We start from the raw sequence: 14,588 nt of genomic DNA, 5'->3' as shown, positions 1-14,588 counted from the left end.
ATATATTCTATTATAACGTCATACTTTCTCTTATTCTTTTTGTTTTAATGATGATGATTTGCTTATGAACTCTATTGATTGTACTAAGCTGAAAGGGGTAGGTCTGCTATCTGTGATTTTCAGTGCCAGTGTGTTACTGACAGCGTGCGGTGGCGCCGCGAAGAAAAACACACAGCCCTTAACGGTTTCTAAGCCAACAGTGGCTAAGCAGTTGGATGAGCCTTCACCCTCTTATCTTTCTGATGCTATGAAAGTCGATGATGGGCGTGCAGTGACAGCCCAGCAATGGCTGACCATTGCTCAAAGCAACTATCAATCAAAAAAGTACGCCCGTTCATTAAGAGCGGCAACCGAAGCATTGAGTCTCGATGATCAGCTGGTAGGAGCGCGTCAACTTGCTATGCTCTCTGCGGTCAAAGTAACGGAGAGTAATATTGACGCTTATAGTGACAATGCGGTGATGAACGATAATGATAAAGCGAGATTCAAAGACACTTTAACCAATATGACGACCTTGGTTAGTACGGCTGATTAACCATTATCGAGTCAACAGATGCATACATCTCATATTAATAATAGCGAGCACCGATTTACGATGATAAGTATTAAAAACGCTATCAAAGTCACTAATAAAATACCTAAGACGATCTTGACCGGTCTACTTATTATGGGATCGGTTATGGGTACAGCTCATAGTGAGCTTTCGATACAAGAGCAAGATCCAGGGTCAAGCATCATCAACCAATATGCTGCCCTTAAAAATGCGGATGCAAAATCACCGCAGTTGCATCAATTGATTGCCGACTTAAATCAGAGGCTAACTCGTAATCCGAAGGATTCTTTGGCTTGGGAGCTGTTGGCTCAGATTTACGCCAACAATGGCTATCATGCTTATGCTGTCTACGCAGCGAGCGAAGCAATTGATTTAGGTCAAAGCACCACCACGCTCAAAAGCATCCTTATAAATAGCAGTGCTCTTGTCTCACAGAGCCAATTACAGTCAGATTACTTGACGGATGATATGGATACGGCATTTTTAACTGAGTATCAGCACGCGCTTAGCAAGATATATGGTGAAGTCTACGGTTTTAACTATGATGAGTCTTTGCCAAAACCACCTGCGCCTGTGGTGAAGGCTCGATCGACTAGAAGCAAAAGCGTGTCCAACGCGAAGCGCCGCGCAGCCGTCAAAAGACCAGCCGCCCCTGTTAAAAGAAAAGCAGCAGTGAAACAAAAGTCACGTCCAGTGCCAAAAGCGAAGCCTGTTCAGAGACCGGCTAAACCATCATCCCCTAGAAGTAGCAACACCAAATCTACTGATCCATTCAGTATATTACGTTGAAACCAGAAACTGCTGAGGTAACTTATTATGGCAAAGCAAGACAGTGTACAAAAGAAACTGGCAAAAGTACGTGCGCCTCGGGTGCATTTGACTTATGACGTTGAAGTGGGCGATGCGATCGAAACGAAAGAAATTCCGTTTGTCGTTGGGGTGTTGGGAGAGTTTTCAGGAGATTCTACTCTTGAGCAACCGCGCTTTAAAGACAAAAAGTTTGTCGAAGTAGATTTGGATACCTTTGATGAGGTGATGTCAGGTCTAGCACCGCGTGCGACGTTCCGAGTAAGCAATGACTTGAGTGATAAAGGCGGCGAGTTCGCAGTTGATTTGGCATTCAATAGTATCAACGATTTTCGTCCTGAAGCGGTTGCTGATCAAATTGAGCCATTAAAGCAACTGGTACAAGCACGAGATCGCTTGGCAGATTTACGCAACAAAATATCGGCCAACGAAAAACTTGAAGACCTATTAGATGACGTGCTTAAGAACACTGAGCAAGTCAAAAAAATGGCAGAACAAAATCAAACCGACGGTGAGGATTAAACGATGAATGCTCAAGCCCAGCAGCAGATAGCAACGGATCCATTGAATAGCGAGAGCTATGACTTACTCGAAGAAATCGTCAATAAAAGTAATGTTGCCAAGTCCGATGACGAAAAAAATCGCGCGAAGTCGCAAATTGCAGAGCTGGCCAATGAAGTCATGCAAGGCACGGTGACATTATCAGACAATTTAGCCGCATCGATTGACGCGCGTATTGCCCAAATTGACGCGTTGATCTCCAAGCAGCTGACCACCGTCATGCACGCGCCCGAGTTTCAAAAGCTAGAGTCTAGCTGGCGTGGGTTGCATTATTTATGTAGCCAGACTCCGTCGGAATCCATGCTAAAGATTCGTATGATGAATACTACGAAGCGCGAGCTTACCAAAGATTTTCAATCGTCAATTGATTTTGATCAAAGCACGCTGTTTAAGAAAATATACGAAGAAGAGTTCGGTAGCTTCGGTGGTGAACCTTATGCCGCTATCGTTGGCGATTTTGAATTTACTCGCCAAAACTCTGATATGTATCTGCTTGAGCAGTTGTCTCATGTTGCTGCTGCTTCCCATGCACCGTTTGTGTCGGCGGCTTCTGCTGAGATGTTCGGACTCGATTCCTTTACTGATATTGGCCGCCCACGCGATTTATCAAAGATATTCGAAACGGCTGAATACATACGCTGGCGCGCCTTTAGACAGTCAGAGGATGCTCGCTATGTGGCGCTGACAGTACCTAGTTTTTTAGGTCGTCTGCCTTATGATCCTAAAGATGGCACAGTGGTAGAGGGCTTTAACTTCACTGAAGAAGTCTCTGGTAATGATCACAATGATTATCTATGGGTGAATGCCGCTTATGCTTTTGCTTCGCGATTGACTTCTGCCTTTTCTGATTATCGTTGGTGTGCGGCTATTCGCGGTGTGGAAGGTGGCGGCTTGGTTGAGGGTTTACCTGTCCATACCTTTAAGACTGATGAAGGGGACTTGGCGCTTAAATGCCCAACTGAGATATCTATTACCGATCGCCGTGAGAAAGAGTTAAGTGACTTGGGTTTCATTCCATTAGTGCATTGCAAAAATACCAACTATGCCGCCTTTTTTGGGGCGCAGTCGGTACAAAAAGCCAAAACGTATCAAAACGATGATGCCAATGCCAATGCGGTGCTATCCACTCAGCTGCAATACATCATGGCAGTATCACGCATTGCTCATTACCTAAAAGCAATGATGCGCGACAAGGTTGGTAGTTTTTTAGCGCCTGGCAATGTCGAATCATTTTTGAATGACTGGATTTCGCGTTATGTTTTGCTAGACGACGGAGCCTCACAAGAAGCCAAAGCCCAGTACCCACTGCGCGAAGCTTCTGTACAAGTTGTAGAAGTGCCAGGCAAACCTGGTGTCTACAAGTCCGTGGTCTTTTTGAGACCACATTTTCAGCTTGACGAATTGTCTGTTTCTTTGCGTCTGGTCACTCAACTGCCGCAGTCTAGCAACAGCTGATCGTTTATTAAAACCCAACGTTAAACTTTAATTTTTTAAAAGGTGTGTGATATGAAAGATATTTATATTCAGTTCCGTGGTAAATACAAAATTGACGGTGAGTCTCGTGATAGCGAGCATAAAGGTTGGCTTGAAGTAAATACATGGGATCACCTGATCCGTCAGCCAAAATCAGCGACAGCAAGTAGCGTTGGTGGTCACACCTCTGAGCGCTGTGAACATGCCGATATGACCTTTATGAAAGATTTGGACTCGACCAGTCCCAAGCTATGGGAAGCGTGTTCAGCTGGCTATACTTTTGATGAAATTCAAATCGATTTTTATCGTGCCAATGGTGACAAACGTGTTAAATATCTTGAAGTGAAACTTAAGCATGCGCTCATTGCTAGCGTTGAACCAACGGTACGCTCAGAAGGCGTGCCAATTGAAAAAGTTGGTATCAAGTATGCGGCAGTTGAGTGGACTTACACCCAGCAAGATATCGATGGTACTGCCAAAGGTGCTGTGACGAAGAAATGGTCACTAGCCAACAACACTGCTACTTATACCGCTTAAGTCTGGGTAGTATAAAAAATAATGAGTACGTTACGATAAAAGAGAAAGGTTTACATTTGGACCTTTCTCTTTTCCGTTTTATAAGACAGGAATGCGATCAACAATGAACTATGCTGCCAAAGCTTCAAATAAGGAAGTCGGATTTCGACCAAATTTATTTGAGCAATTATTTGATGATGCCCCTCGTCATCTAGCACATGAGCTTGTGGTTCGCAGGCTTAATATCGATGAGTTAAAGTCTTCAGTAGCGCAAGATTTAGAGGCGCTATTAAACACACGTTGCGTGATATCAGAGCGCTTAGAAAGTTACCAGCATGTACGTTCATCGATACTGAATTTTGGCATATTGGACTTTGTAGGACTAAGTAGTGCCAATCCTGCAGACTGTGATTATATCTGCCGACAAATCGCGCAGACGGTCGAGCAGCAAGACAGTCGTCTGCAGAATGTCAGAGTATCGCTAGATATTGGCGCGGTAGATGTCAATCAGCTGTGTTTTTCTATCGAGGCTTTGCTCAAAGTTTATCCTGCCCAAGAGTTGGTGAGCTTTGATGCGTTCTTTGAGCCAAGCTCACAACGTTACCTAGTAAAATAATCGACAACATGGCTAAATCGGCAGAGTTAGCAGTGATAAATATATTGAGGCATCATGGACAGTCTACTTCCTTATTTTGAGCATGAGCTTAGTTTGTTTAATAAACAATCAAAAGAATTTGCCAAAAAGTATCCCAAAATTGCCAATCGGTTATTGATGGGTCACGATACGGTAGATGATCCGCATATTGAGCGCCTTATTCAGGCTTTTTCACTGATTAGTGCCCGCATCAATAAAAAGCTTGATGACTCATACGCAGACTTTACCGATTCTCTACTTGAAGTGGTCTATCCCGATTATCTTAAGCCTTTTCCTTCGGTGTCCATCGCTCAGTTTAATCTGGGGGTGCAGGGCAATGCGATGAGTGAGGCTACTTTAATCAATAAGGGTCATGGTTTTACCACCCAAAAAATTAATGGCACGGCTTGTCAATTTCAATCAACCCAAGACGTCACGTTATTACCGCTACAGATAGATAGCGTCGATTTTGAAACGCGCCAAGAAGTGTACGATAATCAGCATGGACTGCTTAACGGCTGCATTAACATTAAATTCAAAGGTCTTAATCCGAGCTTTGACTATCAGGCTTTATTCAATCATTCGTTAGATTTATATATAGATGAGGATGCTAGTCAAGGCACCAGCCTCTGGGATATCTTGTGCTGTGATGTCAAGCAGACCCACATCCAAGGTCAGCAAGTCAACAAGGTGACAGGCAGTCCATTTGAGGTTATAGGCTTCGATCCTGAGCAGCAACTTCTACCGAGTCACCGCGTGAGTAATGCTGCCTCTGCTTTATTAAAAGAGTATTTTTACTTTCCAGAAAAATTTAACTTTCTACGTCTCAATCTTGGTCGTACTTGTCCAAATTTAAAGATAGATAGCAGTGGTTTTGAGATTCGCTGTTATTTTAAGTTTGATAAAAAGAACACCATTCGCCTAAAAAACTTGCAGCAGTTGAGTAGCAGTAGTATCAAGTTATTCTGTACGCCAGTCATAAATCTATTCAAGGCCGCCGCCAAGCCCATTCAAGTCACTCATCGCTCTATTTATTATGATTTGGTACCTGATACTCGTGCGCTCTTTCAGCATGAGATTTATGAGGTCAATAAAGTCATAGAGTCCAAGCAAAGTAATAATCGTTTGATACAACGTGAGTATCATCCATTTTATGCGCTCAATCACTATGAGCAGCAAGATGACGGTCGTTATTATCATATCAAACGTGATAAAGATATGGCTGAATTTAAGCAGGGCTTCGAATATCAGATTATGTTTGTAGAAAAGCAGCGTGAGGATGTATCAGGTGCGGTCAGCATAAGTGCCGCTTTGCTATGCACCAATAGAGACTTACCCGCGCAAGTGGTATTCGGTCAAAGCCGAGGTGATTTGTTTAGTGAGGGAATGACGGGCTTTAGTAGTCTGTCATTATTAAAGCAGCCTACCAGAACGGCACGTTTTGAATACACCGGTGAGGAGCGTTGGCGCTTAATATCGCTGATCAGTTTGAACTTTTTATCACTTGCCGCCCAAGATGCTGAGCTGATGAAAGAGTATCTGTCGCTATATGATATTACTCAATCTGCCTCGAATAAACTGCTGGTAGAAGGCATCGTCTCTGTCACCACCAGTATCAAAGCTCAGCGGATTCAGCGCTTGCCGCAGCCTGGTTTTGTACGTGGTACGGTGATCGACATACATATTAACCAAAAGAGTTTTGCTGGGGTCAGTATCCGTCAGTTTGCCTATTTATTGGCCCATGTTTTTGGCTATCACGCCAGCTTAAATAGCTTCGTTGAAGTTGCCATCAGTGATGCCGTTACTAAAGAGGAGATATATAGATGTCAGCCACGCAGCGGTCTCAGTCCTCTTATTTAACGGATTTGACTGCCAAGCCGCAAGCCTACGAGCTATTGCAGGCATTACGTTTGGTTCGTCATGAAGCCAGTATGGGGCATGCACCTATCGAGGTGCGTTATCGTGCTTCCTTGTCATTGGCCTATCCGCAAGCCGAAATCGAGTCGATGGCGCTCATTGCCGAAGACAACATGAACGACAATGCTACTGTAATAAATACCAGTGAAATGAAGGTGAGGCAATTAGAGGTTTACCCAGCGGTTATTGGATTGACTGGCCCATTATCGGCCTTGCCAGCGATGTATACCGATCATTTGGCCTCGCGAGTACACCATGCAAAAGATAAAGCCGCACCGGCATTTTTAGACTTGTTTAATCATCGTTTGACGGATTTATATGTACAAGCCAGCTGGTTTTATAACCTGCCATTACAGTATGAATTAAACCATAAAAAAGACAGCTACCTACTGAGCTTGCGAGCACTGGCACGGCAGCCAAAGAAGCTAACGGCAATCGATAGCTTGATTGCCTATGCTGGCATGATTGCTCCAGGACGTCTGACCGCTGACCAATTGGCGCATGTATTGTCACATTTTTTAGATAGTACGGTCAGCGTTCAGCAGTTCGTGCCTGAGTGGTTTGATCTGCCCGCTAGCGAGCAGACCGCACTCGGTGGTCAGCATGCGGCACTTGGGGTGTCAGCGTTTTGTGGCGCACGGGCTGTACAGTTCGATAGCAAAATTAGAATCGTCTTTCATCAGTTGGATGCCAAACGCTATTTAAGACTGTTGCCTGCAGGGGATATGTATCGCCTCATTATCGATTTTATTCGTAAATGGTGCGGTGTGAGCTTGGCGGTCGAGATGCAGCTGGAATTAGATAAGCAATATATTAGCCCTTTGTCGTTATCTGAGGATGGCTTTGGTGGTTTAGGACGCGGCGGCTTTTTGGTATCGAAGCCTGCGACTCAGCATCATGATGACACCCGCTATGCGTTGCCTATTCAGTAAAGCTTTTATTGCTAATAGATAAATTGCTTGTTTACTAATAACGCTCAATAGTCACTCTAATTTTGATGCATCCGTTTAATAAACCAGTTTAATAAAAATAATGTTATACCATTCACAAAAATTAGAGTGGCAAGGAAAACGAGTGAAAGTACTACGCCTTGTAGGCTAAGCGAGTTTGACACAGCTAATCTTACTTTTTGGGTTTGGTATTAAGTCTAATAAGAATGCTAAAGGAAAAGATTTATGAGCCAGTTAAAAGCTGTAATTACCCGCTTAAGCCCAAGCTGTCGACAGTGTTTGCAGCAGGCAGCTAGGCTTTGTATCAATAACGGGCATCGCGAAGTTGATACGGTTCATCTGCTACATGAACTGATTGCCACGCCGCACAATGATGTGGCTCAAATTTTAAAAGTGAATAAAATTAATCAGCAATCATTAATAACAGACATAACCGATTTGCTTAATACCTTTGGTCAAGCAACAGGCTCGACCCCTGTTTTTAGTCAGGATTTGATGGCGTTGTTAGAGGATGCATGGGAGCTGGCAAGCAGCCAACATGGTCAGAGTATTGATAATAATAACGCCTTAGAGATCCGCTCTGGTCATATATTGCTCGTGCTATTGGCATATGAGCGTTATCAGTCGCTACTCAAAACCCTTCCTGAACAGCTACAGTATATTGATCGCTTCACGCTCAAAGATGATTATGAGCGTCAATGTCTCGGTAGTACTGAGGGCAGTGGATCAAGCAGTAATAAAGGCGTCAATAAGGGTGCTGATGATGGTGCGAATAGTGCAGACGATGATACTAACAATCAAGAATCTTTAGACACTAAGCAAACTGAAGCTAAGCCAACCCCTGCGTTGGATAAATATACTTATGATTTGACTGCTAAAGCCAGTGCAGAGCAAATAGATCCAGTGATAGGGCGTGAATTTGAGATTCATCAACTGATCGATATTTTGATTCGTCGTCGTCAGAACAATCCTATTTTGACTGGAGAGGCAGGTGTCGGTAAAACTGCAGTGGTTGAGGGACTGGCGCAAAAGATAGTTGTAGGTCAAGTACCTGACCAGCTCAAAGACGTGACGATACGCAGTCTCGATATGGGGCTATTGCAAGCAGGAGCGAGTGTCAAAGGGGAATTTGAAAACCGTCTCAAGCAAGTCATTGAAGAAGTACAAGCCTCGCTACAGCCAATTATTCTGTTTATCGATGAAGCGCATACTTTGATTGGTGCTGGCGGGCAGGCGGGTCAAAATGACGCGGCTAATTTACTCAAGCCTGCGCTAGCACGTGGTGAGCTTAGAACCATTGCGGCGACGACGTGGTCAGAATATAAGAAATACTTCGAAAAAGATGCAGCATTGTCACGTCGCTTTCAAGTGGTCAAAGTCGATGAGCCTGATATCGAGACAGCAGTAGCCATGATTCGTGGGTTGAGTGCCAAGATGCAAGATCATTTTGGCATATTAATAGACGACGATGCGCTACAAGCGGCGGTTGAGCTATCTGCACGTTATATCAGCGATAGGCAGCTGCCTGATAAAGCGGTCAGTGTGTTAGACACGGCGGCGGCACGGGTGAGCTTATCCAAGACTGCCATACCCAATCAGCTCGACAGATTAAAAGCCAAAGGTGTGCAATTAGAACAGCATATTAATAATCTCAGTCAACAACTTGAGCGTATCGGCGGTGTGGATGAAAAAGAGAAAGTCAGCCAAAAAATAGCGGTACTCGATGAGCAGCGTCAGTCGAATCAACAAAGCATTGCTGATATGACCAGTCGCTGGCACGAACAGCGCGAGCTTAACAACCAGCTTGATGCGCTTAATAAACAACTGAGTGGCAAGGCAGGTGGCGCTGATAGCCTTAGTGCAAAAGCGCGCTTAGACAAACAAGCTGAGTATCAAAGTATTGAGCAATCGTTAAAACAAGTACAAGAAACGCAGCGCCTTATTCATCCTGTATTAGATCGTCAGGTTATTAAGCAGATTATCTCAGATTGGACAGGGATTCCACTCAACGATATGGCGGGGAATGAAAAAGATCATATCTTAAGTTTGGCTGATACCTTGCAAGCGCGTGTCATTGGCCAAGATCATTCTGTGGCCGCTATCGTCAAGCGCATTCATACCGCCAAAGCCCGCCTAGATGATCCTAACCGTCCACAAGGTGTCTTTATGTTAGTAGGGCCAAGTGGTGTGGGTAAGACGGAAACGGCGTTGGCGCTATCCGAGATATTATATGGTGGTGAGCGTAACCTTATTACGATTAACCTATCAGAGTATCAAGAAGCCCATAGCGTTGCTTCATTAAAAGGCTCGCCGCCAGGTTATGTTGGCTATGGTGAAGGCGGAGTATTGACGGAAGCGGTCCGCCGTCGCCCTTATAGTGTATTGCTACTCGATGAAGTCGAAAAAGCCCATCCAGACGTATTGGATTTATTTTATCAGGTCTTTGATAAAGGGGTCATGGAAGACAGCGAAGGGCGTTTAATTGATTTTAAAAACACCCTTATTTTATTGACCAGTAATATTGGCTCATCGCAGATTATGCAGGCGTGTATCAATACTGATCCGAGTGTTACGGACTTTAGCCTGCCAGACAGTGATAGCTTAAAACAGGCTATTAATCCGCATCTGTACAAAGCCTTTAAACCCGCGTTTTTGGGTCGTCTAACAGTGATACCTTATTATCCGTTAACGGATAACGCGCTGGCAGAAATTATTCGTCTTAAGTTGGATAAAATTACTGGCCGTATTCGTGACAATTATGATGTGCCTTGTGTTATTGACGATGAGGTGATCGAGCTTATTTTATCGCGTTGTCACGAGGTCGATTCTGGTGCACGTAATGCCGATGCGATTATCAGTCATACCTTGCTACCGCAGCTGGCGGGTCAACTGCTGGCTCATGATGACAGTCAGAGTGTGTTAAAGAAGATTACAGTATTCGTCGATGAGGATGATAATTTTGCCTATCGTCTCGATACTGATGCTGTTGTAGCGCTCAATCACATAGCGCAGTACAGTGAGGTCGAAGGTGACGTGAGTAAAGCGCCTAGCAAACAAGTTGAAGCTAAGAAGCCAGCTACCAAAAAATCTTCTACTAAAAAAGAGCCTGCTAAAAAAGAGCCTGCCGTAAAAAAGCCATCAGTGAAAAAAACCATCAGTAAAAAATCTGTTAAGAAGGATTTATTATAATGAATATGGGCAATTCCTTACTAACCGATATTGACACCCTTATCGCGCCTATCGATGGCAGCCATCATGGGGTGGGAGAAGATCTTATCTTTGATCCACGTATCGATGCCATTGTGGCCGCTCGTCAAGAAGACGATCCGTTACTGGCACAAGGCAATTGGGTTACTGAACTAAAAGTGGCCGATTGGGACTTTGTCAAAAACCAATGTGCCGATTTGCTCAGCCATACCAGTAAAGATATGAAGCTGGCACTGTGGTACGTCGATGCACTGAGTCATACCAATCATCTAGCAGGCATCAGTCATGGATTGAGCGTACTGCAAGCATTTAATGACGAATATTGGCTCACCATGTATCCACCATTAGATGGTGAAGAAGACAGCATGGATATCAGGGCAGGGCTACTGTCATGGTTCGTCAAGGCGCTCACTGATGATATCAAACAGCTATCGCTCGCTGATAGTAAAGCAGGAAATTACAATTATAACTACTATCTAACCGCGCGCGATCATGATAAGCAGCGTCAGCAAAACCCCGATAGCGAAACGTCCAATCAATTAACACTAAGTGATTATAACCACGCTATAAAAACCAGTAATGAGGCATGGCAACAAGCACTGATGAGCAATCTTAATAAAGTTACTGAGCAGTGGCAAACACTGACCGACCAGCTCAATAATCTGATGGGTATGGATGCACCAGTATTCGCACCAGTCACGGACTTACTGGTTGCTCTGACCCAACATTTGCGTCCATTGATACCAGAGTATTCTGATGATAATAGTAATTCTGCTCAAGATAGCGTAGCCGATATTATGGACAGCATGGGTGATAGTGACAGTGTGATGTCGGATAGTAGTGGACAATCAGCTAGCGCAAAAAATATTAGCTCAACCAGTTTTAATCCTAGCAACCGTGATCATCAAAGCAATCGTCAGCAAGCGCTTAAGTTGCTGGGTCAAATTCAAGACTACTTTGCGACCAATGAGCCCCACAGTCCGGTGACGTTTTTACTCGGTCGGGCGATTGATTGGGCGGATATGCCGCTCGACCAATGGCTGACTCATATCATCAAAAACGAAGACCAGCTGGCGACACTGTCTGACATGATTGGCATTCAACCCAAGCGTGATTCATCTGACGATGGCTATTAATTGAATCAACGACAAATGAATACTTGGTTAACGGGCAATCTGCACGCAATTTATAATCTTGCAATATTAAACTTTTCACCTTTGGACTGATAGAGAAGGGCTTGTCATGGTATGGACTCAAACAAAGCGGCATGTGCAACTGAGTAGTGCCCATCCTGATATTGCCACCAGTATTATTCAGCAAGCTGACTTGGTTGAAAGCTTACTCGGGATGCCTTTGCCCGACAGTGTTTGGGATAAGCCTGCTCTTATGCCAACGCCTGACGCTTATCCAAGTCCGTATCATCAAGACCAACGGGCGCAGTCTTATCAGCAGCGCCAGCTCGCCCTCTATTGCGGCTACCGTATTAGCATTACTCTACTGCATCCACAAGCAGGACTGGATACCAAAGACTGGATAGGCCAAAGCCTGGCGATACAATGGAATACTGGCGATACAATGCTATCCAGCCAAATTCGCCACGGCATCATCACCGAAGTCATCGCCCTTGGTAGCAACAGCGGCATGGCCGCTTACCGCATCATCTGCGAACCTGCTCTTAGCCAACTACGCCTAAACAGTCATAACCGCCGTCACCACCATCTCAGTCTCAGTGAGCTCATCACTCAAATCATAAGCTCGTACGATATGAACGTTGAGATTGACGAGCGCTTAAGTAGCGCCAGCGATTACCATATACAGCATAGCGTCCAATACAACCAAACCGATCTGGCTTATCTAACCCAATACCTTGCTCTCTATGGCGTCACAGGCTATTACCGTCATGAGAGCGACAAGCACACTCTAGTCTTGTTACCTAGTGATGGCGAAATACTGCGCCCTGATGCCAATGACATTCAAAGCACCTTAAGTCAAAACCCTGCCAACCTTGCTGATAGACAAGACCGCATTACTGCCATTCGTCCGCGTATTGCTCAGCATACTCAGCAAAGTGACCTACATCGTTATGACAGTCGCTTGATGAGTACCTATACCGGCAGTAGCAGTAGCGAGCAACCTATCGACTCATCAAGCAGCACGCATCAGCGCTTTTTGCACAGTCATAGTTATTTAAACGATGATGGACTCACCGCACTTGCCACCCGCTATCAGCAGCACGCACAGCAGCTGGCCAATCTAGGCAGCTTAACCGGCAATATCCGTCATCTGAATCTGCCCAGTAGCCACTATATCGATGGCAACCCTTATTTGATTGATCCGCTCAGTCTGGTCTCCATACATCAACACATTAACAATCATATTCCCGCAGACTGGCTCGGCGCTGCGCCCTTTGATCCTATTACTTTACAGCCAAATACCGACCATGAAAATGATGATGACAACGATGACAACGTCCATCATATCAGCGCTTGCTACCTACCGTTTCCGCACCATTACCATATTCCTTATGGGGAACAGCTTGCTACACTTGGGCAACCGCATCCGAGTCTGACAGGTCTGATGAGTGCCAGTATTATTGATACAGACAGCAGCGCCATTACTCATGATCGTAATCATCGTGCGCATATTAGATATCACTGGCAAAGCGAAGGCGACGATAGTGCGCATTGGATACCCATTGCCAGTCACTTAGTCGCCGACCACATGGGACAAACCCATCCGCTACGTCATGGGCAACACGTCCTGATCGACTTCATCGGTGGTGACATCACCCGTCCCATCATTATTGGCAGCACCCACAACGGCCAAGGCAACGATAACGCCCAGCATAATAGCATCGCCAGTGACTCAGATAGCCTTGACGCCACCAGCCCGGCTTGGTTCATCAACCAAAGCCACGCTCATCCCATCGACGGCATCAAGACTCAAAGTATTGATAGCAGTCGAACTGGCGAGGCGACCAAAGACAGCCTTATTAACGGCTACAACCAACTCATGTTTGACGCTCATCCTGACAGTCCGCAAATCAATCTCTATAGCTCAAGCTTTCAGTCCAGCCTGACTATTGGACACCTATACCAGCACAGCGACCACACTCGCGGTCAAGCACGGGGCAAAGGCATCAGCATCGAGACTCAAGCCGCTGCCAATATCCAAGGCAGCACGGGCATTCATATCAGTAGCAGCCAGTCGGACCCCTCATCAAACCCTCATATGAGTCACAGCAGCCATGGCAAACTGCAAACCGCGGATCAGCACCAGCAGGCCTACAAGCAGCTGACTGAGGCTCATCAACCAGTCGGGATAGAGAGTACAAACAATAAGAAAAGCAACAAAGCAGGCAGTAATCAAAGCGGCAGTAACGAAGACAGCCAAACCCCATACGCCCAGTTTAGCAAAGATACCAATGACTCAGTCCTAAGTGAATCAGGTCAATGGCAACAGGCTAACCTGCTTATCGACTCCCAGCGCCATCTAGCGATGCTCAGCGGACAACACAGCCAACATACCAGTACCCAAAGCACCCATAGCCACGCCACAGATAACACCCATCATCATAGCCAAACCCAGATGAATCAGTTGGTGGCAGGCGATGTTCATTACTACTCAAACAAAGCGCAAACCCATACGGCAGCGCATGGTGATGTGACGATACAAGCGCATCAAAGTGAAATGCGACTCGATAGTGAGCAAGTACTGCGTATTCATAGCCGAGACAGTATTGAGATCATCGCGCCTGATACGCTAACGCTAAAAGCAGCAGGTAGTGGTATCGAGATATCGGGTGGTAATGTGACGTTTATCACGCCAAGTCAAGTGGGCTATAAGGCAAGTAAGGTGGATTGGGGCAGTGGGGGTGAAAGTAGTCCAACGATTACTATGCCGCAAGACGAGCTTGCCGACTGTGCTGCCAAGACTGGTAGTGCTGGCAATAAAGGTGGAGCGGTTTAGG

The 14,588-nt window shown here is 45.3% G+C and carries 11 protein-coding genes; all 11 read left to right on the top strand.

Annotated features, from left to right (window positions below; translation table 11 throughout):
• Positions 1-64: 64 nt before the first annotated feature.
• The 11 genes from ACSUPM_RS09230 to ACSUPM_RS09180 all read left to right on the top strand — a co-directional run bounded on the left by ACSUPM_RS09230 (position 65) and on the right by ACSUPM_RS09180 (position 14,587).
• Positions 65-535, top strand: a complete 471-nt coding sequence (locus ACSUPM_RS09230) for a hypothetical protein (RefSeq protein ID WP_025651836.1) — start codon at positions 65-67, stop codon at positions 533-535.
• Positions 536-679: 144 nt separating this feature from the next.
• On the top strand, positions 680-1,342 hold the full coding sequence (locus ACSUPM_RS09225; protein WP_156915646.1) for a hypothetical protein: 663 nt from the start codon (positions 680-682) through the stop codon (positions 1,340-1,342).
• A gap of 27 nt (positions 1,343-1,369) precedes the next feature.
• Positions 1,370-1,882, top strand: coding sequence for a type VI secretion system contractile sheath small subunit (gene tssB / locus ACSUPM_RS09220; RefSeq protein ID WP_045448203.1), 513 nt, complete (start codon positions 1,370-1,372; stop codon positions 1,880-1,882).
• Positions 1,883-1,885: 3 nt separating this feature from the next.
• Complete coding sequence (gene tssC / locus ACSUPM_RS09215; RefSeq protein WP_101211385.1) at positions 1,886-3,376, top strand: type VI secretion system contractile sheath large subunit; 1,491 nt, start codon at positions 1,886-1,888, stop codon at positions 3,374-3,376.
• A 51-nt stretch (positions 3,377-3,427) separates the two neighbouring features.
• The gene (locus ACSUPM_RS09210; RefSeq protein WP_025651832.1) at positions 3,428-3,931 is read left to right on the top strand and encodes an Hcp family type VI secretion system effector; all 504 of its coding nucleotides are present in this window, start codon (positions 3,428-3,430) and stop codon (positions 3,929-3,931) included.
• Positions 3,932-4,034: 103 nt separating this feature from the next.
• A complete protein-coding gene (gene tssE / locus ACSUPM_RS09205; RefSeq protein ID WP_051395138.1) occupies positions 4,035-4,526 on the top strand; it encodes a type VI secretion system baseplate subunit TssE in 492 nt (163 codons plus the stop codon).
• Positions 4,527-4,580: 54 nt separating this feature from the next.
• The gene (gene tssF / locus ACSUPM_RS09200; RefSeq protein ID WP_025651831.1) at positions 4,581-6,404 is read left to right on the top strand and encodes a type VI secretion system baseplate subunit TssF; all 1,824 of its coding nucleotides are present in this window, start codon (positions 4,581-4,583) and stop codon (positions 6,402-6,404) included.
• Positions 6,368-7,393: a type VI secretion system baseplate subunit TssG gene (tssG, locus tag ACSUPM_RS09195; RefSeq protein WP_025651830.1), complete on the top strand. Its 1,026-nt coding sequence runs from the start codon at positions 6,368-6,370 to the stop codon at positions 7,391-7,393. Before tssF ends, tssG begins: the two co-directional genes overlap by 37 nt.
• Before the next feature lie 243 nt (positions 7,394-7,636).
• A complete protein-coding gene (gene tssH, locus ACSUPM_RS09190) occupies positions 7,637-10,600 on the top strand; it encodes a type VI secretion system ATPase TssH (protein WP_436879880.1) in 2,964 nt (987 codons plus the stop codon).
• On the top strand, positions 10,600-11,754 hold the full coding sequence (gene tssA / locus ACSUPM_RS09185) for a type VI secretion system protein TssA (RefSeq protein ID WP_025651828.1): 1,155 nt from the start codon (positions 10,600-10,602) through the stop codon (positions 11,752-11,754). The genes tssH and tssA overlap by 1 nt, the downstream gene beginning before the upstream one ends.
• Before the next feature lie 106 nt (positions 11,755-11,860).
• The gene (locus ACSUPM_RS09180) at positions 11,861-14,587 is read left to right on the top strand and encodes a contractile injection system protein, VgrG/Pvc8 family (RefSeq protein WP_201566568.1); all 2,727 of its coding nucleotides are present in this window, start codon (positions 11,861-11,863) and stop codon (positions 14,585-14,587) included.
• Position 14,588: the final 1 nt, after the last annotated feature.

This window comes from Psychrobacter okhotskensis, assembly GCF_965638355.1.
GTDB lineage: Bacteria > Pseudomonadota > Gammaproteobacteria > Pseudomonadales > Moraxellaceae > Psychrobacter > Psychrobacter okhotskensis.
This window is presented reverse-complemented; position numbering and strand designations above follow the sequence as displayed.